Source organism: Dactylosporangium vinaceum (assembly GCF_019904175.1).
GTDB lineage: Bacteria > Actinomycetota > Actinomycetes > Mycobacteriales > Micromonosporaceae > Dactylosporangium > Dactylosporangium vinaceum.
Window position 1 is genome coordinate 5,144,959 of record NZ_CP061913.1, and the last position, 17,721, is coordinate 5,162,679.

Below are 17,721 nucleotides of genomic sequence, written 5' to 3' on the forward strand. Positions count from 1 at the left end.
AAGTCGTGAATCGGCGCTCACCCGCGGCGGGCGATGAGCACGGGCCGCTCGGCGTGCTCCAGGACCTGCCGGGCGACCGCGCCGAGCCGCACGCCCTCGAAGCCGCCGCGGCCACGGGCACCGATGACGAGCATGAGCGCGTCGCGGGCGGCGTCGAGCATCAGCGGTACGGTCGGGCAGTGCTCGACCCGCGGCACGACGGCGACGCCGGGAAACACCGAGCGCCACGGCGCGAGCTCGGCCAGCAGCTCACGCTCGGCGGCCGCGGCGAGCCCGGCCGGGGCGGGTGGGTGGCTCCAGCGGTGCTCGGGCTCGTGCCAGGTCCGGATCGCGTGCAGCGGCACGCCCCGGCTCGCGGCTTCGGCGAACCCGAGGCCCAGGCCGAGGGCGGCGTCGGGCGAGCCGTCGACCGCGACGACGACCGGCTCGCTGCGGGGCAGCGCCGCCTCCGGGCCGGCCCAGCGCTCCGCGTGATGCACGACGAGGACCGGGCAGTGCGCGTGGGCCGCCAGGTGGGCGCCGACCGAGCCGATCAGCAGCGAGCGGAACCCGCCGCTGCCCCGGCTGCCCACCACCACGAGCGCGGCGTCGCGCGACTGCTCGACGAGCACGCGCGCCGGCCCGCCGCACCACGTCGCGGCGGTCACGGACAGGCCCGGCTGCCAGTTGCGGATCTCGGTGGCCGCATCGATCGCGAGCGGGTGCTCGGCAGCGACCTCCTCGTCCGGGTCGTGCGTCTCCAGGGCATGGATCACGCGCAGCGGCCGGTCGAGGCGAACCGCCTCGTCGGCGGCCCAGCGCACCGCGCCGAACGCGGCGGGTGACCCGTCGACGCCCACGACGACGGGGTGGCGGCTGGTGGTCATGGCGCCCTCCCGATGTCGCACGGTCACCACACCTCCACCGTGACACCCGACCCGGAGCGGCGACAGGGTCCACGGGGCTGCGCGGGCGGGACCTTCGGCCGGGGCCGAACGGCACTGCGCAAGGGCCACCTGACCCCCGCGCCACCGGGGCCATGGACACTGGCCATGCGGTGCCGCGGCGCCGGATGCTGGAGCGGTGAGCACGCGGATCGTCGCCCCCGGGGCGCCGGGCGGCCGGGCCGCTCCCGCGACGGCCGCGCGACGGTTCGGCGGCGTTCAAGACGGTCACGACGGGGCAGGGACCACCCGCAGCGCGGAACCCGGAAGGAGCGCCATGATCACCACCTACGATCTGCTGGTCGCGCACCCGTTCCTCGACGGCCTCCCGGCCGATCAGGTGGAGCGGCTGTCGCGCTGGGCGCGCCGCGCACCGTATCGGGCGGGCACGCGGATATTCGAGGAGCACAGCCACGCGCAACGGTTCTGGCTGATCCGGGAGGGCTCCGTCACCCTGCAGACGCAGGTGCCGGGCCGCGGCGCGGTCGCCGTGGAGACACTGGGCCCCGGAACCGTCCTCGGCTGGTCGTGGCTGTTTCCCCCGTACCGCTGGCACTTCAGCGCGGTGACGGTGGACCCGGTCCTCAGCGTGGTCCTCGACGGCGTCGGTGTGCGCGCGCTGTGCCGGGACGACCCGGTGCTCGGCTACGAGCTCACGACCCGGTTCGTGGCCGTCGTCGTGGACCGGATGCAGGCGACCCGCACCCGCCTGCTCGACCTGCACCGGGCGCCGGCCTGACGGTGCGTGCGGCCCGCCGCCCGGGCGGTCCTGGCCGCGCCGCCCGGGTGCTCTCAGGCTGCGGCGTGCGGCGTGGCCGCGGCGACCTGGCCGTGTGCGACGAGGACCGGGCACGCCGCGTATTCCAGCACCCGCTGGGCCACCGAGGCGCCGGCCGGCGGGAGGTGGTCGCCGGGGCAGCGGGTGCCGACGACGAGCAGCCCGGCCCACTGCGAGGCGACCACGAGCGCGTGCACGGCGTCACCCGGCTCGCTGCGCACCTCGACGTCGACCATGGGGAAGTCGGCCCGCCAGCGTGCGGTGGCTCGCGCCAGCGCCTCGCGCACGGCGTGCTGCTGCGGACCGAGATCCCCGCCGCGGGCCGAGCCGGGGTGCCACAGGTGCGGGTGCGGCCACGCCTGGATGACGGCGAGCCGGACGCCGCGCGCCGCGGCCTCCTCGAAGGCCAGCCGCAGTGCGCGGTGACCCGAGTCCGAGCCGTCGAAGCCGGTGACGACCGGAGCCGTCCGGGGCAGTGTGGCATCCGGGGCCGCCCAGCGCTCGGCCGCGTGGACGATGAGGACCGGTGCGTCAGCGCGGGCGCCGAGGGCCTGGCTGACCGAGCCCATCGGCCGCTCGTCGGCGGGGCCGGACCCCCGGCCACCGACGACGACGAGGCGCGCCCCGCCGGCCAGCGACCGCAGCACCTCGGCCGGCTCGCCGCGGTGGGTCTCGGCCGTCACCGCGGTGCCGACCCGCCAGCGGCCCGCCTCGGCGGCGGCCCTCGCGGCGATGTCCCCGCTCGCGTCGTCACCGGCCAGCACCGTGACCACCAGCAGCATCCGCGTGCACCGGCAGGCCTCGTCGGCGGCCCACCGCAACGCGCCGAGGCTGGCCGGCGAGCCGTCGACGCCGCAGACCACCGGACCGTATCGGTACGTCATCGCAGTGCTCCTCTCCCGTCGGAAGGCTCCCGGCACCCATGCTTCCCCGGGGCCGGGCGAGACGGGCAGGGCCGAAGGTCCCGCGGCGCCCGCCGCCGGCCGCGCTCAGCGGGCCGGGAGCGGCGCCGGCGTCACGACGGACGGCCGTGATCCTCCTTCGGGCGGCTCGCGGACCCGGTGCCCGTCGCGCTGCCGGCCCGGCCGGTCAGACACGCCGCGGGACGGAGCGGGCGAGCAGGCAGCGCATCACCTTGTGCCCGGTGTCGGCGGCCGGGCCGAACATCAGCGGGCAGCCGCCGTCGATCACGGTGATGCCGTTGCGGCGGCCGAGTTCGGCGGCGGCGGCCGAGACGCTGCCGGGGCCGAACCCGCGGTGCATCCAGACGGCGTCGATGCCGAGCTCGACGCACTCCCGCACGGTGGCTTCGGCGGTCTGCGGGCGGGTGGCGATGACGACCGCCTCGACGCCGCCCGGCACCGAGCGAAGGTCCGGGTAGCTGACGTCGCCCTCGACCGTGTCCGCGTTGGGGTTGATCGCGTACACCCGGTATCCACGCTCGCGCAGCCGCTGGTACACGACGTTGGCGCCGTGGTCGCGCCCGTGCCGCGAGACGCCGGTGACCGCGATGCGCCGGCGGCGGAGGAACTGCTCCGCCGCCTGCCGCATGGTCTGCATGATGGCCTCCGAGCCGGCTCAGCCGACGTTGAGCCGCGGCGGCAGCTCGTCCTTGTGGTGCTCCAGCAGCGCCTCCGCGGGCGGTGGCGCGCTGCGCAGCCGCCGGTGGCGGGCCGTGGTGAACGCACACAGGCGCGTCGTGAACAGGGATGCTGTGCCGTCATGCCGAGTGAGTTTCATGGTGTTCGCCTCCCTTCATCCCCACCGTGCGCGGACTTGTCGCCCGCGGACAGAGGCGAAGGTCCCGGCGGCCGGATGCCGCGTCGTCGCGCTGCCGGCCCGAGGACGTGCGGAGCCGGGGGTGCCCGGCGGTGAGAGGGCCGGGTCGAGGACCTTCGCCTCTGATCGAGCCGGGGCGGCGCGCAGCATTGTGGAGTGCTGGGGAACCGCGAGTACTGAGGAGCACACCATGGCTGCCATCCACCTCACCGACCGCGCGGATGCGGCCCGGGCCGGTCTGCCGTTCGGCGATGTCGGCCGCTCGCTGGCGCAGGCCGCGCTCTGCGCGCTCGAGGCGCCGTCGGTGCTGGCCGCCCGGCCGTGGCGGTGGCGCATCGACAACAGCTGGGCCGCGCTCGACACCGAGCACAGCCGTCATGGCCCGGGCGCGGACGCCGACGACCGGCTGACGACGATCAGCTGCGGCGCGGCGCTGCACCATGCGATGGTCGCGCTGGCCGCGGACGGGATCGGCGTCGAGGTCGTGCGTTTTCCGTGGCCGCAGGCGCGCGAGTGCGTGGCGGTCCTGCGGCACACCGGCCCGGTCGCCGTCGACGCCCGGGCTCAGCGGCTGCGCCGGGCCATCGCCCTGCGCGGCAGCGACAGGCGCATCGTCGGCGGCGAGCCGGTCGCCGAGGCGCAGCTGCGGCTGCTGGCGGACGCCGCTGCGGCGGCCGGGGCGACGCTGCACCCACTGCCGGGGCCGGAGTCCGTCATCGTCGCCGCCGGCGCCGGCCCGCGCGACTGGCTGGCCACCGGTGAGGCCATCTCCGCGGTCCTGCTCAACGCGGCCGCCGAGGGCCTGGCCACCGGGCCGGTGACCGCGCGGTCCGCGGATGTCGCAGCGGTCCTGGCCCGCGTCCTGCCCGCCGGGGCCGGCCGGGCCGCGGCCGTCGTGCACTTCGGCATCGCCGAACGGTCCTGACCGGGCCGGGGCAGAGGTCCCGGCGAGACGGGTGGTTGTCCTCTGCACCGGGGCCGGTCGCGCGCCGCAAGCTGTCGGCAGCACTCGAAGACCTCACCCCCACGGCCCGGGAGGGCACCATGAAGCGCAAGACCCTCGATGTCATCGTCGGCGTCGGCCTCGTCGTCCTGGCCGGCCTGCTGCTCGTCGCCGGAATCGTGCTGACCAGCAACGCCAACTTCGCCAACGACTACGTCAAGACGCAGCTCAGCCAGCAGCAGATCTCGTTCAAGACGGCCGACACGCTGACCGCCGAGGAGAAGCAGTCCGCCTGCCTGGTGCAGTACGCCGGCCAGCCGCTGACCACCGGCAAGCAGGCGGAGTGCTACGCCAACGAGTTCATCGGCCTGCACCTCAAGTCGATCGCCGACGGCAAGACCTACGCCCAGCTCGGCGACGTCCAGACCGACCTCAAGGCCAAGGTCGCGGCCGCGCAGAAGGCGAACGACCCGGCCCTCACCGACCTGCAGAAGCAGCTCACCGACACCAACACCGCCCGCGAGACGGTCTTCAAGGGCGAGACGCTGCGCGGGCTGCTGCTGACCTCCTACGGCTTCAGTGAGTTCGGTGTGAAGGCCGGGCAGGCCGCGCTCGTCGCCTACCTCGCCGCCGGCCTGCTGTTCCTGCTGGGTGCCGCCGGTCTGGTCCACGCCGTGCGCACCCCGGCCAGCGCGGGCTTCGCGATGCCGGAGGCGAAGGTCCGGGAGACGGTCACCACCTGACAGCACATCGCAGCCACGCACGGCCGGCGCTCCCGGAGCGCCGGCCGTTCGGCTATCTCAAATAGGTGGTGAGCGGCGCCAGGCCCTGGCTGCGCACAGCCGTCGCCACGAGCCGGGCGATCTGGACCGCGCCCGCGGTCTCGAAGTGCGTGTGGTCGTTGCAGAAGAACGCGCCGACCGCACCCTGCGTGTAGTCGCCGTTGTTGGGGCAGAGTCCGGCGCTGGTGTAGTACGAATAACTCAGCCTGTGCAGGTCGATGACCGGCACACCGTTGGCCGACCCGGCGTCGTTGGTCTCGGTGAGGAAGCCGCGGTTGCCGGTCGCCGTCGAGCCGCTGCACGTGATCGCGGCGACCGGGGTCAGCAGGACGACCTTGACGCCGCGCTGCTTCGCCGCCGTCGTCATGACCCCGATCAGCTGTTTGTACCGGGCCGAGCCGACGTGCCGCGGGCAGTTCGTGTCACCGTCGTTGATGCCGAACTGGATGAACAGATAGTCGCCGGCCTTCATCCCGGTGGACGCGTCGAGCATGCCCTGCCAGCGGGTCGAGTATGTGTTGGGGCTGATGACGCACTCGCCCGCACCGTCCTTCGTGGACGTCACGTTCGGGTCGTAGAGCCACGTCTGGATGCTGCGCCCCGCGACCGCGTTGTTCTTCACCGTGACGTTCGCGTTGAAGTACTGCGCGAACTGGCTGCCCCACCCGACCGGGCACACGCCGCCGGACGGGTTGGCGACAGTGCTGTCCCCGGCCAGCCACACGGTGATCTTCGGCTGGGTGGACGCCGTAGCGCTCGGCGTCGGCCCGGCGCTCGGACTCTTCGACGGTGTCGCGCACGGCGACGCGGTGGGCGATCCCGTGCACGCCACACCGTTGAGCGTGAACGCTCCCGGCACCGGGTTGCCGCTCGTGAAGGCCCCGTTGAAGCCGAAGTTCGCGGTGGCGCCGGTGGCGATCGACCCGTTGTAGCTCACGTTCTTCGCCGTGACGGCCGGGCCCGACTGGGTCACCGTCGCATTCCACGCCTGCGTGACGCTCTGCCCGGCGGCGAACGTCCACCCGAGCGTCCACGAGGTGACCGGATCGCCGAGGTTGGTGACCGTGACGTCGGCGCCGAACCCGCCCTGCCACTGGTTGGTCACCGTGTACGAAACCCCGCACCCGGCCGCCGCCGCGTTCGCGACGACCGTGCGCGCCGCCACCCCGGCGCCCAGCAGGGCGACCGTGATGGCGAAGAAAGCCATGAGCCGAGCCCGCATACCCGCTCCCCAGAACGACTGTGAGCGCTCACAGTCGACCGCGCAGTCACGGCCGTCAATGCGGGAACGCGGTTTCCCACGGCTGCACGCTCGCGGCCGACGAAACTTTCATCCGCCCGTGGAACGCCCGACGAGCGCCGCCTCACGAACGAGGGCTGTCGCTCACGACGGTGGCTGATCGGCGACAGGGTTTCGCAGCGGTACGGCAATTCGGGCCGGCCCGATCGGTGGCCCGGGCGGTCGTCACCCGCTGAGGTCCCGCAGGCGGGCGGCCAGGTCGGCGGCGGCGGTGCGCAGCTCCGGTGGCTCCAGGACCTCGGCCGGGAAGCCCAGGCGCACCACGTGCACGGCGATGGTGTCCAGGCGGTCGGCCGCCGCGGTCAGGATGCACCAGCCCGCGCGGCCGGGGTCGTCCTCGACCCGCCCGACCTGCGGCGGGATGCGGTCGCGCACGGCGGCCGGGTCGGCGTGCAGGCGAATCCGGGCCCGGTGCCGGTACGGCGACTCGGCCACGGCCCGCTGCACGAACGCGGCCGGGTCGGGGTGCTCGCGGGGCCGGAACCGCCAGCTCGTCGCGGCGACGTCGCGCATGCGATCCAGCCGGAAGGTCCGCCAGTCGTCGCGCTGCGAATCCCAGCCCATGAGGTACCACCGGCGGCCCGTCGTCACCAGCCGGACCGGCTCGACCGTGCGCTGCTCAGGGCGGCCGGTGTAGCTGAACCGGACCCGCACCGCGTCCCGGCAGGCGCGGGCGAGCGTCACGAGGACCTCCGCGTCGATCTCCGCGCCGGGGCCGGCGAGCGTCTCGGTGGCGCCGTGGACGGCCCGGACCTCCTCCCGCAGGCGCGGCGGCATCACCTGGTCGAGCTTGGCCAGCGCTCGCAGCGCGGCCTCGCCCGCACCGGCGATCGGGCCCGCGGAGGCCAGGCGCAGCGAGACGGCGGTGGCGATCGCCTCCTCGTCGTCCAGCAGGAGTGGGGGCAGGCGGGTGCCGGCGCCGAGCTGATACCCGCCGCCCACGCCGCCTGTCGCGTGCACCGGATAGCCGAGGGAGCGCAGCCGCTCGACGTCGCGGCGCACGGAACGTGCGGTCACCCGCAGCTCGGCCGCCAGCTCGGCGCCGGTCCACGCGGGGCGGCGCTGGAGCAGGGCGAGCAGGCGCAGGACGCGCTCGGTCGTACCTTCGGCCGTCATGAGCGCCAATCGTGTCGCGGATCGCGGACCGTAACTGTCCGCGATTCACGATAGAACATGGATCATGACGACGACCCGCACCGTGCAGATCACGTTCGACTGTGCCGACCCCGCGACGCTCGCCCTGTTCTGGACCGAGGTGCTCGGCTACCGGGTCCAGGACCCGCCGCCGGGCTTCGCGACCTGGGACGACGCCCTCGACGCGTTCGGGGTGCCGGCCTCCGAACGCAACCGGGCCTCGGCGATCCTCGACCCGGCCGGCGTGGGGCCGCGGGTGTTCTTCCAGCGGGTGCCGGAGGGCAAGCAGGCCAAGAACCGGGTGCACCTCGACGTGCGGGCCGCGCCGGGTCTGCAGGGGGAGGAGCGCATGGCCGCGCTGGAGGAAGAGGCCACCCGGCTGGGCCGGCTCGGGGCGGCGCGGCTGGCCCGGTATGAGCCCGCCCCGCCGCTGGAGCTCGGCACGATCGTCATGGCCGACCCCGAGGGCAACGAGTTCTGCCTGGACTGATCGCGGCGATCAGGGCGTAGCCGCGGCGGCCCGCGGTGGCCCGGTGGCACCGTCGCCTGCCCGACGGCTCAGATCGGCGCCCGGCCGGCCGATGAGGCTTCGGACGAAAGGACACAGATGCTCGCGGTGCTGCGCAACATCCGGATCAGCCTGCGCATGGTCGCGGCCATGGGGCTGCTGCTGGCGCTGCTCGCGGCGATCGCGTTCGTCGGCTTGTCGGCCATCGCCGACCAGCGGCGCGCGACGGCCACCGTGAGCCGCTATCAGCAGGTGACCCGCCTGGCGATGCAGGTGAAGTTCCGCTCGGCCGACTTCAACGGGTGGCAGACCGCGTACGCGTTCGACGAGGCCCGGGGTGTCGCCGGGGCGGCGCTCGACACGGGCGCGAGCCGGGCCAGCTTCCTGGCCGCGGCGGCGGCGTTCCGGACCGAGCTGGCCGCGCTGCGCGACGCCGGCATCAGCGGCGACCAGCAGCGGCAGGTGGCGGCGACACTCGAGCTGTTCGACCGGTTCATGGCGCTCGACGCGGACATCGCGCGCGACTACCGCAGCGGCGGCGCGGCCGGGGTCGCCTCGGCCAACGAGCGGGTCGCGGTCGACGAGATCCGCCTGTTCAACCGGATCGCGGCCGACATCGACACCCTTGTCGCCGGCGTCGACACCGAGGCCGGCGCGGCCACATCGCGGGCCCAGGCCGCCTCGGCCCGGGCGACGAGCGTCATCGTCGCCGTCGGCATCGCCGCGGTGTTCGTCGGGGCACTGCTCGCGCTCGTGCTGATCCGCTCCATCATCCGGCCGCTGCGCACCCTCAATCGCCGCCTCGCCGAGATCGCCGACGGCGACGGGGACCTGACCCAGCGCATCGACGACCCGGCCCGCGACGAGATCGCGGAGGCGGCGGCCGGGTTCAACCGCTTCGCCGGCCGGATGCAGTCGCTGCTCGCCGACGTGGCCGCCGGGGCCCGCCGGATCTCGGCCGCCGCCGACGAGCTCACCGACGTCAGCGCGGAGCTGGCGACCGGGGCGACGCAGACCAGTACCCAGGCCGAGGCGGTCAGCGCGGGCGCGGAGGAGGTCTCGACAATCGTGTCGGCGATGGCCTCCTCGTCCGAGGAGATGACCGCCTCCATCGCCGAGATCGCCCGCAGTGCCGGCCGGGCCTCGGAGGTCGCCGCCCGCGGTGTGACGGCCGCCGACGCCGCCGGCGCGTCGATCGCCCGGCTCGGCGCCTCCTCCGAGGAGATCCAGTCGGTCGCCGAGCTCATCACCGCCATCGCCGCGCAGACCAACCTGCTCGCCCTGAACGCCACCATCGAAGCGGCCCGGGCGGGGGAGTCCGGCAAGGGCTTCGCCGTCGTCGCCGGCGAGGTCAAGGCGCTGGCCGCGCAGACCGCCGGCGCGACCGAGACGATCGCCCGGCAGATCGCCGCGATCCAGGCCGGCGCCGGCGAGGCGAGGACGGCCATCGCCCATATCGGCGAGGTGGTCGCCGAGATCAACGCCACGCAGCTCACGATCGCCTCGGCCATCGAGGAGCAGACCGCGACCACGGCCGAGATGAGCCGCAACATCGGTGAGACGGCCGTGGGGTCCGGCGAGATCGCGGCCACCATCACCGGCGTGGCCGCGACGGCCGCCGCCACCACGGAGTCGGCTCGGCGGACGGGCCGGACGGCCACCGAGCTCGACACCGCGCAGGCCGATCTGAGCCGGCTGGTGTCCGCGTTCCGCTACTGACGGGCGGCGGCGGCCCGGTCGAGGAGCTCGCCGGTCGCCGCCCACAGGCGCTGTTCGCGGTCACGGTCGAAGGCGACGGGCCGGGGCCGGATCACCCGGTCCTTCAGCACGAACGCCCCGTCACGCAGGTGCGCCCACCGGTCGTCGAGCGCGAGGGCGGCCAGCGCGGGGCCGGAGCGGGCCGGCTTGGAGACGCCGGGGAGCCGGCCCGGCGCGCGGGACAGGGCCTGCAGCGCCGGGGGAGCGCCGCGGCCGAGCGCGGTCGCGGGCATCCAGCCGGGCTCGAACACCGAGACGCCGATGCCGGGGGCGGTGTGGTGCTGGAGTTCGTGCGCGTAGTACAAGAGGGCGAGTTTGGCGTTGGAATAGGCGACGCCGCCGGCTCGCAGGCCGGGGTTCCGCGGGCCCGTGGCGGGCCGGGCCAGGTCGACCGGGTCGCGCCACTGCGCCTCCGGCACGTGCAGGAGCCGGCGCCAGAAGTTCGCGCTGTAGGTGTTGGAGCCGAGCAGCACGATCCGCGCGGGCGCGGCGAACACGTCGAGCAGGTCGCCGATGAGCTGGGCGTGGGCGAGATAGTTCACGGCGAACGTGAGCTCGTAGCCGTCCGCCGACGCCTGGCGGGTGTCGGCCGACATGGCGCCGGCGTTGGCGATCAGGGCCCGCAGCGGGCCGAAGCCTTCGGCGCGGACCCGTGCGGCCGCCGCCCGTACGTCGGCCAGGCGGGCCAGGTCGGCCCCGACGGTGTGCACCTTCGAACCCTTGGCCCTGGCCTGCGCGGCCACCGTGTCCATTGCCGCACCGTCGCGGCCCACCAGGATCAGGTCGGTGCGGCCGGCCATGGCGAGGGTGGCGGCCCGGCCCAGGCCGCGGGTGGGGCCGGTGATGAGGACTGTCATGCGCTCAGCGTGCGCGGACCCGGCCGGGTGAGGCAGCCGTCCCGTTGTCGTAGGACTGCCGGGGCCAGGACAACGGGCCGCGCCCGCGCGCAGACTGTGACAGTGGAGTCGTGGGAGTTCGGGCGGATGCTGCGCCGCTGGCGGGACCGGGCCGCGCCCGAGTCCGTCGGGGTGCCCGTCGGGCGGCGACGGCGGGCGAGCGGGCTGCGGCGCGAGGAGGTGGCCGCGCTCGCCGGGATCTCGGCCGACTACCTGACCCGGCTCGAGCAGGGCCGGGCGACGGCGCCGTCGGCGCAGGTCGTCGAGGCGCTGGCGCGGGCGCTGCGGCTGTCCGACACCGAGCGGGGCCTGCTCTTCCAGCTGGCCGGGCACGCCGCGCCCGGGCTGGACGTGGTGTCGTCGCGCATCACGCCAAGCGTGCAGCGGCTGCTGGACCGGCTGTCGTACACGCCGGTCGTCGTGTATGACGCGAGCTGGATGCTGGTGCTGGCCAATGCGGCGTATGACGCGCTGATGGGGGCCACGACGACCTGGGAGGGGCTGGAGCGCAACGCTGTCTGGCGCAACCTGACCGGGGCGGCGAACCGGGTCGTGCACAGCGCCTCGGAGCAGGCTGAGCACGAGGCGCGGCTGGTGGCGGACCTGCGGCTGACGGCGTCTCGGTATCCGGCCGATCGTTCGCTGCGGCGGTTGATCGGGGAGTTGGGTGCGGCGTGCCCGCGGTTCGGTGCACTGTGGGACTTCGAGGTGCCGCCGGCGCCCCCGGATGCCACGTCCAAGCACAAGGTGGTCGAGCATCCGGCGGTCGGGCGCATCACGCTTGACTGCGACACGCTGTTCGTGGCTTTGGACGATCTGCGCATCATGATTTACACGGCCGAGCCCGGGACGGAGGATGCCGACCGGCTCGCCTTGGCGATCGTGCTCGGCACGCAGACGCTCGTCGACTGAGGTGCGTGCGCTGTGGTGACCGCCGGCGTGTGCGTCAGCGGGTGACGCGTCAGGCGTTGCGCGTTTGCGGGCGCTGTCTGGTCGGCGAGCGGTCCGCGCGTCACGGCTTGCGAGGGCCGCGCAGACCGTGCATGGGTCACGCGTCGCGTCCTGTGAGGGTCGCCCAGCCGGCCAGCAGAGCGGCCGCGGTCCACCCGGCCAGCACGGGCGTGCTCGCCTCGTGCGGCAGCAACGGCACGACGCCGGGCGCCGCCGCTCGCAGCACCGGTGTGAGCAGGATCGGCACGCCGGCCAGGACGGCGGCCGGCCAGACGAGGCCCCGGGTCAGCCCGGCCAGGCCCAGCCCGAACAGGCACAGCAGCACACCCCGGACCGTGAACGTGCACAGTCCGCCGAGCACGAGCACGGCCAGCGCCCGGGACGCGAACAGGCGGGACCGGGACGGCACGGCGCACAGCACGGTCGCCGGCACATCGCGCCCGCCGAGCACGACGGCCAGCGCCACCGCGGCGTACGTGCCCAGCCCGAAGTGCCAGGCCGACAAGCCCACCCAGCCGGCCGCCAGCACCCACGCGACCGGGAGCGTTCCCAGCCGGTACAGCTCACTCAGCACGGCGCCGCAGCCCTCCCAACCGGACGGCCCGAGCGCCGCGGTCGGGAGCGGTCCGGGGCGGCTCTCACTGGTCACGGCGCTGCACCGCCAGGAGTGCGCCGGTCAGCGCGGCCGCGCTCCAGCCGGCGATGACGAGTGCACCGGACGGGCGGCCCTCGAGTACGAGGTGGATGCCGGCGCTCAGTGGCAGCAGCGCGTCCAGCCACGGCCCGGCTACCTGGACCATCGTGAGCGCGGTCATCGCCACCACGCCGAGCAGGCCGACCAGTACGCCCCGGCCGGTCAGTGCGAACGCGTAGCCGATGAGCGAATAGACGACGGCGTACACCACGAACAGTGCCTGTGCGCGAATGGTGTCCGCCTGCCACACCAGGCCGGGGTTCCAGGCCCGAACGGACAGATACGTGCACGCCATCGAGCACAATGCGACAAGTGTTGCGAGCACGAGCAGCCACAAAGCGGCAGCCGCGGTCTTCGCGGCGAACAGCCGATGCCGCTGCGGGACCGCGAGCAGCCCGGCCGCCAGGCGCCGAGCCTCCCGCCCGCCGAGCAGCGCACCCAGGACGGGCAGGAAGATGCACATCTGCAGTGACCCGCCCGCCGTCAGCTCCACCAGCGCCGCCGCGGCCGGACGCCGCTCTCCGGTGAAGATCTCGATCGTCCCGTCCGGCGCGATCGCGTCGACGGCCGCCGTGGTCGGGGCGAGCCCCTGCCACAGCACCACAACGTGCAGCGCGAGCAGCAGCGCGAACCCGATCCACAGCGAGCGCGACGTGCGCAACGTGAACAGCTCCGCGCGCAGAGCGCTCACCGCTCGTCACCCGTCAGCGCGAAGAACGCCGCCTCCAGCGAGGGGTGCCCGGCCGTCACCGCCGCCAGCGGGCCGTCCGCCACGATCCGGCCCCGACGGATGATCACGAGGTCGTCGACGGTCGCGGCGACGTCGGCCATCACGTGACTGGACAGCAGCACCGTGCGCCCGGCCGCCGCCGACTCCCGGGCCAGGTCGCGGACCCATCGGATGCCGTCCGGGTCGAGACCGTTCGTGGGCTCGTCAAGCACCAGCACCGACGGGTCGCCCAGCAGTGCGGCCGCGATCCCGAGCCGCTGCCGCATGCCCAGGCTCAGCCGCCCGGCCCGCCGCCGGGCCACAGCTGTCAGCCCGGCCAGCTCCAGCACCTGCGCCACCCGGCGGCGGGGGACGGCGTTGGACAGGGCCAGCCATCGCAGGTGGTCGACCGCCCGCTGCTCGGGCAGCGGACCCGCCGCGTCGAGCAGCGCACCGACCGTCCGAAGTGGATGGCGCAGCTCGGCGTATCGGCGGCCGTGCACGAGCGCGACCCCGCCGACCGGCCGGGCCAGGCCGAGCAGCACCCGCAGGGTGGTCGACTTCCCGGCCCCGTTCGGCCCGAGCAGCCCCGTCACCCGCCCCGGCCGCGCGACGAAGTCGATCCCGTCGACGACGAACTTCCGCAACCCCTTGACCTCGATCACCGTCGAAGCATCGGCCGGCCCGCCGCGGGCGCGCGTCCCCCGAAAGGAGACTGGATCGTTGCCGCCCCGCCGCGAGCACGCGGTCCGCGTCAGCTGGGCGGCCGTCCTCGCCGTCGCGCCGGCCGGGGCGGTCCGGCCACGTCCGGCTGAGGCCGCGGCCACGTCCCGGCCGAGGCAGCGGCCACGTACCGGCCAGCGGTTGCTCTCAGCGCGGCTCGTGGAGCAGCCCGGCGGAGTGGGCCAGCACCGCGAGATGGGTCCGGTCGTTGACCCCGAGCTTGGCGAAGAGCCGCCGCAGGTACGTCCGCACCGTCTCCAGGCTCAACCGCAGCTCGTCCGCGATCTGCTGGTTCGACATCCCCCGCGCCACCAGGCGGACCACCTGCAGCTCGCGGGCGGACAGCACCCCGGCCGCGAACGGGTGCGGCGCGGCGGGCGGTGCGAACTGCCGGATCAGCCGCGCGGTCACCTCCGGCGCCAGCGCGGCGTGGCTGGCGTGGACGGCCCGCACGGCCTGCAGCACCTCCGCGGGCGCGGCGTTCTTGAGCAGGAACCCGCAGGCACCCGCGGACAGGGCCCGGTGGACGTACTCGTCCAGGTCGAACGTGGTGAGCACGACGACCCTGGTCGGGGTCGCGGCGAGGATCGTCTCCGCCGCCGTGAGCCCGTCACCGCCGGGCATCTGCACATCGAGCAGCGCGACCGCCGGCCTCAGGGCCAGGACCAGCCGGACGGCCTCGGGCCCGTCCGCGGCCTCACCGGCGACCCGGAAACCGTCGGTGCGCTCGAAGAGGCGGCGGTACACCCGCCGGAACACCGGGTCGTCGTCGGCGAGGAAGACGCTTATCACACCGGCACCCGGGCCGTGACCAGGAACTCTCCGGCGCTCGGCGCGACGCACCGCAGCTCACCGCCGGCCAGCTCGACCCGTTCGCGCAGCCCTTCGAGGCCGACGCCGGAGCCGGGGTCCGGGCGGGCCACGCCGACGCTGTGTATCCGCACGACACCGGGCCGGACGTCCACCGTGCACGCGGCCCCGGGCGTGTGCCGCAGGGCGTTGCTCAGCGACTCCTGCACGACCCGCACCACCACCGTCCCGCCGGGCTCGGGCAGATCCCCGTCGATCGTGGCCCGCACGGTGATCCCCGCGGCCCGGCTGGCCGCCACGACGGCCAGGAGCCGCTCCCGCGCCGGCGCCACAGCGGTGGGCAGGTCACGGAGTGTCCGCACGAGCAGTTGTACCTCCTGCAGCGCATCACGTGCGTGGACCTCGACGTCGGCCAGGCTCTGGCACAGCTCCTGCGGCTGCGACCCGGACACCATCCGCGCCACCCCGGCCTCGGCCGCGATCACGGCGAGCGCATGCCCGACCACGTCGTGCACCTCCCGCGCCACGGCCGCCTGCACCCGGGCCCGCTCCTCGGCCTCGGCCGCCCGGGCCAGCCGCCCCGCCGCCGTCCCCAGCAGCCAGGCCCCGCCGAGCACGACGGCCGCGACGATGACGCTCGCGCCGCCGCCCGGCACGGCCACCGTCGCGCTCAGCAGCGTCAACCCGCCCAGCACGGCGATGACCGGCCCGTGCGCCCGGCCGGCCCGCTCGACGGCGACGGGGTACAGGCACCAGGCCGCGGCCAGCATCGGGTCCTGACTCACCCCGAGCACCCCGCCGGCCCCGGTGGCGAGCGCCGCCACCACGATCGCCGGGACCGGCGCGAACCGCCGCAGCAGCATCGCCGCGCCCGCCACGGCCCCGAGGACCAGCCCGGCCCCCGTCCGCCACCCGCCCGCACTCAGCGTGAGCGGCAGCCAGAATCCGCCGACCACCACGACCGCGGCGAGCGCATCCAACCCGAGACGGCGACCCATACGTCGATCCTAAGATGGCCGCCAACAGCCCGGCCCGCCTCCGCGAGATCGTCGCCCTGGCCGAGGAGCACGGCGTGGAGTTCGACGACTGAGCGCCGTCGCGGCGGTCGCGCTACGGCAGCCGGCCGGTGCGCGGGTCGCGGTCGGTGAGGCAGTAGAGGCGCCCGGCCGGGTCGCGCAGCGTCGTCCAGCGCGGCCCGCTCCCGGCGACGACCGCCCCGGCCTCGACGTGTCGCGCCGTGACGCCGGTGCGGTCGGCGCAGGCGAAGTCCACGTGCGCCGTCACCCGGTCACCGTCGCCCGAGACCGCCCGCCGCTGCAGCAGCAGCCGCACCGCGATCCCGGCCGGCCGCTCGAGGTACTGGAACTCCGCCAGCGCGCCCGCCCGCAGGTCCCACCCGGTGAGCGCCGCCCAGAACGCGCACTCGGCGTCGAACGCCGCGGCCGGCGCGTCGAGACACAGCTGGTCGAGCCGGGCCGGGCCGGGCGGCGGTACCGTCGCCTCGCCGTGCCACCCGACGAAGCAGAACGCAAACCCGCCGGGACTGTCCAGCACGACCAGCCGATCGTCACGAAACCGCTCGACGGCGCCCAGCGCGACGGCCCGCTCCGCCCTCGCGACCGGGTCGTCGACGTGCAGGTCGAGGTGGCAGCCACCACCGCCGTCCCGGACGCGCTGCACCCGCAGATACGCGTCGCCCTCCTGCGGCACGAGCGTCGCGAACTGCCCATCGGGACCCCGCCGCGCCGACAGCGACGCCCCGGTCACCGCCGGCCAGAACCGTTCGACCACCGCGGCATCGTCCGCCGGCACGTCCAGGAACACGGTCAACCATCGAATCTCCACCCGGCCACCTTTGCAGGTCCTCGGCCCGGCGCAGGCGGCGACCCACGGGCGGAAGGCGGCGCGGCGACGACCGCCGCCGGCCGGTGGACCGGCGGCCCGCTCACCGGTCATCCGGCCAGGTGCTTGAGGACGTCGTAGACCAGGAACGCCGGCCACACGAGCGCTTTGAGCACGCCCAGCACGCCCACCCAGAACCCGCCCGCCTGCTGGATGTAGTACACCAGCGCGCCGATGAACCCGAGGCCGTAGACGGCGCCGCCACCGCCGCGGCCGGTTGCGGACCTGCGGTACCGGCGGTCGGGCGCCGTCGCCGTCTTCTGCTCGGTCACCACTGTCTTCCTCCTCTTCAGACGAACAGCAGCTGGGCGCCGTCGGTCTGCTCGATGAAGCCGCCGGCGTTGATGATGCCCTCGACCGATTCGTGAAGATCGCCGGCCGTCAGGCGCATCATGTCCACGGACATCCGGCACGCCCAGAGGTGTCCGCCCGCAGCGGCGATCAGATCGAGCAGCTCGGGAACGTCGGGCACGCCGACTTCGGCGATCTGGCGGCGCATCATGCGGGTGGCCATCGCGGTCACGCCGGGTACGCCGCCGAGGACCTGGGGCATGTGCGTCGCGGTGTTGCCCAGCGGCGTGAAGCGCAGATGCGCCATCCGCGACCGGGTGATGATGTCGAGGCCCCAGAAGGTGAAGAACAGGTGGGTCTCCACCCCCTCACCGAGCGCGCCGTTGGCCAGGATCAGGCCCGGGTAGGCCATGTCGAGGTCGCCCTTGGAGCAGATGATGGCGAGCTTGCGCCCGGCGCCGGGCCCGTCGTCGAAGTCGGGTGTGATCGCCGGTGCGGCATCGGTGGTCATGGCGAGGCTCCCTTCACACGCAGCCGCGCGGCTTGGGCAGGCCGGCGATGTAGGCCATCTTCTTGGCCGGCTTCTTCGGGAACAGCCGGAACAGCTCCTTCGTCGGTATGCCACCGGCGACGGTGACCCGGCGCAGGGTCGCTGTCTCACCGCCGGCCGCATAGTCGGCGCGCAGGAAGCGGATGACCTTCCAGTGCGCGTCGGTCAGGTCGATACCGATTCGCTCGGCGAGCTGCTGGGCCAGGTCCGGGCTCCACTCGTCGTAGACGGTCAGGAACCCCTCGGCGTCGACGTGGACGCTGAACCCGGCGATGGTCGTGGCCGGCATG

22 protein-coding genes are annotated in these 17,721 nt (G+C 74.5%); 6 read left to right on the top strand and 16 right to left on the bottom strand.

The features are described from left to right. Positions 1-17 precede the first annotated feature (17 nt). Positions 18-893, bottom strand: a complete 876-nt coding sequence (locus Dvina_RS23020; RefSeq protein WP_223104531.1) for a universal stress protein — start codon at positions 891-893, stop codon at positions 18-20. A 307-nt stretch (positions 894-1,200) separates the two neighbouring features. Here Dvina_RS23020 and Dvina_RS23025 point away from each other — a divergent pair, with 307 nt between their 5' ends. Then, on the top strand, positions 1,201-1,662 hold the full coding sequence (locus Dvina_RS23025) for a cyclic nucleotide-binding domain-containing protein (RefSeq protein ID WP_246656384.1): 462 nt from the start codon (positions 1,201-1,203) through the stop codon (positions 1,660-1,662). A 53-nt stretch (positions 1,663-1,715) separates the two neighbouring features. Here Dvina_RS23025 and Dvina_RS23030 read toward each other — a convergent pair whose 3' ends face one another. The 3 genes from Dvina_RS23030 to Dvina_RS23040 form a co-directional block, all read right to left on the bottom strand. Then, positions 1,716-2,585: a universal stress protein gene (locus Dvina_RS23030; RefSeq protein WP_223104532.1), complete on the bottom strand. Its 870-nt coding sequence runs from the start codon at positions 2,583-2,585 to the stop codon at positions 1,716-1,718. Between the two features lie 205 nt (positions 2,586-2,790). Beyond that, positions 2,791-3,261, bottom strand: a complete 471-nt coding sequence (locus Dvina_RS23035) for a CoA-binding protein (protein WP_223104533.1) — start codon at positions 3,259-3,261, stop codon at positions 2,791-2,793. Positions 3,262-3,279: 18 nt separating this feature from the next. Next, positions 3,280-3,441, bottom strand: a complete 162-nt coding sequence (locus Dvina_RS23040) for a hypothetical protein (protein WP_223104534.1) — start codon at positions 3,439-3,441, stop codon at positions 3,280-3,282. A gap of 229 nt (positions 3,442-3,670) precedes the next feature. Between Dvina_RS23040 and Dvina_RS23045 the strand changes: the two genes are divergently transcribed. Together Dvina_RS23045 and Dvina_RS23050 are read left to right on the top strand one after the other, a co-directional pair. Further along, positions 3,671-4,405, top strand: a complete 735-nt coding sequence (locus Dvina_RS23045; protein ID WP_223104535.1) for a nitroreductase family protein — start codon at positions 3,671-3,673, stop codon at positions 4,403-4,405. A 119-nt stretch (positions 4,406-4,524) separates the two neighbouring features. Further along, the gene (locus tag Dvina_RS23050; RefSeq protein ID WP_223104536.1) at positions 4,525-5,166 is read left to right on the top strand and encodes a hypothetical protein; all 642 of its coding nucleotides are present in this window, start codon (positions 4,525-4,527) and stop codon (positions 5,164-5,166) included. A gap of 52 nt (positions 5,167-5,218) precedes the next feature. Here Dvina_RS23050 and Dvina_RS23055 read toward each other — a convergent pair whose 3' ends face one another. Continuing rightward, on the bottom strand, positions 5,219-6,427 hold the full coding sequence (locus tag Dvina_RS23055; RefSeq protein ID WP_246656385.1) for a cellulose binding domain-containing protein: 1,209 nt from the start codon (positions 6,425-6,427) through the stop codon (positions 5,219-5,221). Between the two features lie 243 nt (positions 6,428-6,670). Beyond that, positions 6,671-7,621: a helix-turn-helix transcriptional regulator gene (locus Dvina_RS23060; protein WP_223104537.1), complete on the bottom strand. Its 951-nt coding sequence runs from the start codon at positions 7,619-7,621 to the stop codon at positions 6,671-6,673. A gap of 64 nt (positions 7,622-7,685) precedes the next feature. Here Dvina_RS23060 and Dvina_RS23065 point away from each other — a divergent pair, with 64 nt between their 5' ends. After that, complete coding sequence (locus tag Dvina_RS23065; protein ID WP_223104538.1) at positions 7,686-8,129, top strand: VOC family protein; 444 nt, start codon at positions 7,686-7,688, stop codon at positions 8,127-8,129. A gap of 117 nt (positions 8,130-8,246) precedes the next feature. Continuing rightward, positions 8,247-9,866, top strand: coding sequence for a methyl-accepting chemotaxis protein (locus Dvina_RS23070; protein WP_223104539.1), 1,620 nt, complete (start codon positions 8,247-8,249; stop codon positions 9,864-9,866). Here the strand turns inward: Dvina_RS23070 and Dvina_RS23075 are convergent. After that, positions 9,860-10,762 (bottom strand): SDR family NAD(P)-dependent oxidoreductase, encoded by a 903-nt coding sequence (locus tag Dvina_RS23075; RefSeq protein ID WP_223104540.1) that lies wholly within the window; start codon positions 10,760-10,762, stop codon positions 9,860-9,862. The two genes, Dvina_RS23070 and Dvina_RS23075, sit on opposite strands and share 7 nt — an antisense overlap. Positions 10,763-10,864: 102 nt before the next feature. Between Dvina_RS23075 and Dvina_RS23080 the strand changes: the two genes are divergently transcribed. Next, entirely contained in the window at positions 10,865-11,713 is an 849-nt protein-coding gene (locus tag Dvina_RS23080) for a helix-turn-helix transcriptional regulator (RefSeq protein ID WP_446682175.1), read from the top strand. Between the two features lie 136 nt (positions 11,714-11,849). Here the strand turns inward: Dvina_RS23080 and Dvina_RS23085 are convergent, their stop codons facing one another. The 9 genes from Dvina_RS23085 to Dvina_RS23125 form a co-directional block, all read right to left on the bottom strand. Further along, positions 11,850-12,401 (bottom strand): hypothetical protein, encoded by a 552-nt coding sequence (locus tag Dvina_RS23085; protein WP_223104541.1) that lies wholly within the window; start codon positions 12,399-12,401, stop codon positions 11,850-11,852. After that, complete coding sequence (locus Dvina_RS23090) at positions 12,391-13,137, bottom strand: hypothetical protein (RefSeq protein WP_223104542.1); 747 nt, start codon at positions 13,135-13,137, stop codon at positions 12,391-12,393. Before Dvina_RS23090 ends, Dvina_RS23085 begins: the two co-directional genes overlap by 11 nt. Continuing rightward, positions 13,134-13,820 (bottom strand): ABC transporter ATP-binding protein, encoded by a 687-nt coding sequence (locus tag Dvina_RS23095; protein ID WP_246656386.1) that lies wholly within the window; start codon positions 13,818-13,820, stop codon positions 13,134-13,136. The genes Dvina_RS23090 and Dvina_RS23095 overlap by 4 nt, the downstream gene beginning before the upstream one ends. 205 nt (positions 13,821-14,025) lie before the next feature. Next, positions 14,026-14,670: a response regulator gene (locus tag Dvina_RS23100; protein ID WP_223104543.1), complete on the bottom strand. Its 645-nt coding sequence runs from the start codon at positions 14,668-14,670 to the stop codon at positions 14,026-14,028. After that, a complete protein-coding gene (locus Dvina_RS23105) occupies positions 14,667-15,686 on the bottom strand; it encodes a sensor histidine kinase (RefSeq protein WP_223104544.1) in 1,020 nt (339 codons plus the stop codon). The genes Dvina_RS23100 and Dvina_RS23105 overlap by 4 nt, the downstream gene beginning before the upstream one ends. Positions 15,687-15,798: 112 nt before the next feature. Continuing rightward, the gene (locus tag Dvina_RS23110) at positions 15,799-16,533 is read right to left on the bottom strand and encodes a VOC family protein (RefSeq protein WP_223104545.1); all 735 of its coding nucleotides are present in this window, start codon (positions 16,531-16,533) and stop codon (positions 15,799-15,801) included. Positions 16,534-16,640: 107 nt separating this feature from the next. Beyond that, positions 16,641-16,862 carry a hypothetical protein gene (locus Dvina_RS23115; protein WP_223104546.1) on the bottom strand — a complete coding sequence of 74 codons (222 nt, stop codon included), beginning with the start codon at positions 16,860-16,862 and terminating at the stop codon, positions 16,641-16,643. Positions 16,863-16,879: 17 nt separating this feature from the next. Then, positions 16,880-17,392, bottom strand: coding sequence for a DsrE/DsrF/DrsH-like family protein (locus Dvina_RS23120; protein ID WP_223104547.1), 513 nt, complete (start codon positions 17,390-17,392; stop codon positions 16,880-16,882). Positions 17,393-17,405: 13 nt separating this feature from the next. Next, positions 17,406-17,720, bottom strand: coding sequence for a TusE/DsrC/DsvC family sulfur relay protein (locus tag Dvina_RS23125; RefSeq protein WP_223104548.1), 315 nt, complete (start codon positions 17,718-17,720; stop codon positions 17,406-17,408). Position 17,721: the final 1 nt, after the last annotated feature.

Coding starts and splice junctions, on each gene's coding strand:
- Dvina_RS23045 (WP_223104535.1), top strand. CDS start 3,671: ATGGCTGCCATCCACCTCACCGACCGCGCGGATGCGGCCCGGGCCGGT.
- Dvina_RS23025 (WP_246656384.1), top strand. CDS start 1,201: ATGATCACCACCTACGATCTGCTGGTCGCGCACCCGTTCCTCGACGGC.
- Dvina_RS23035 (WP_223104533.1), bottom strand. CDS start 3,261: ATGCAGACCATGCGGCAGGCGGCGGAGCAGTTCCTCCGCCGCCGGCGC.
- Dvina_RS23050 (WP_223104536.1), top strand. CDS start 4,525: ATGAAGCGCAAGACCCTCGATGTCATCGTCGGCGTCGGCCTCGTCGTC.
- Dvina_RS23060 (WP_223104537.1), bottom strand. CDS start 7,621: ATGACGGCCGAAGGTACGACCGAGCGCGTCCTGCGCCTGCTCGCCCTG.
- Dvina_RS23075 (WP_223104540.1), bottom strand. CDS start 10,762: ATGACAGTCCTCATCACCGGCCCCACCCGCGGCCTGGGCCGGGCCGCC.
- Dvina_RS23040 (WP_223104534.1), bottom strand. CDS start 3,441: ATGAAACTCACTCGGCATGACGGCACAGCATCCCTGTTCACGACGCGC.
- Dvina_RS23120 (WP_223104547.1), bottom strand. CDS start 17,392: ATGACCACCGATGCCGCACCGGCGATCACACCCGACTTCGACGACGGG.
- Dvina_RS23030 (WP_223104532.1), bottom strand. CDS start 2,585: ATGACGTACCGATACGGTCCGGTGGTCTGCGGCGTCGACGGCTCGCCG.
- Dvina_RS23055 (WP_246656385.1), bottom strand. CDS start 6,427: ATGCGGGCTCGGCTCATGGCTTTCTTCGCCATCACGGTCGCCCTGCTG.
- Dvina_RS23125 (WP_223104548.1), bottom strand. CDS start 17,720: ATGCCGGCCACGACCATCGCCGGGTTCAGCGTCCACGTCGACGCCGAG.
- Dvina_RS23065 (WP_223104538.1), top strand. CDS start 7,686: ATGACGACGACCCGCACCGTGCAGATCACGTTCGACTGTGCCGACCCC.
- Dvina_RS23105 (WP_223104544.1), bottom strand. CDS start 15,686: ATGGGTCGCCGTCTCGGGTTGGATGCGCTCGCCGCGGTCGTGGTGGTC.
- Dvina_RS23070 (WP_223104539.1), top strand. CDS start 8,247: ATGCTCGCGGTGCTGCGCAACATCCGGATCAGCCTGCGCATGGTCGCG.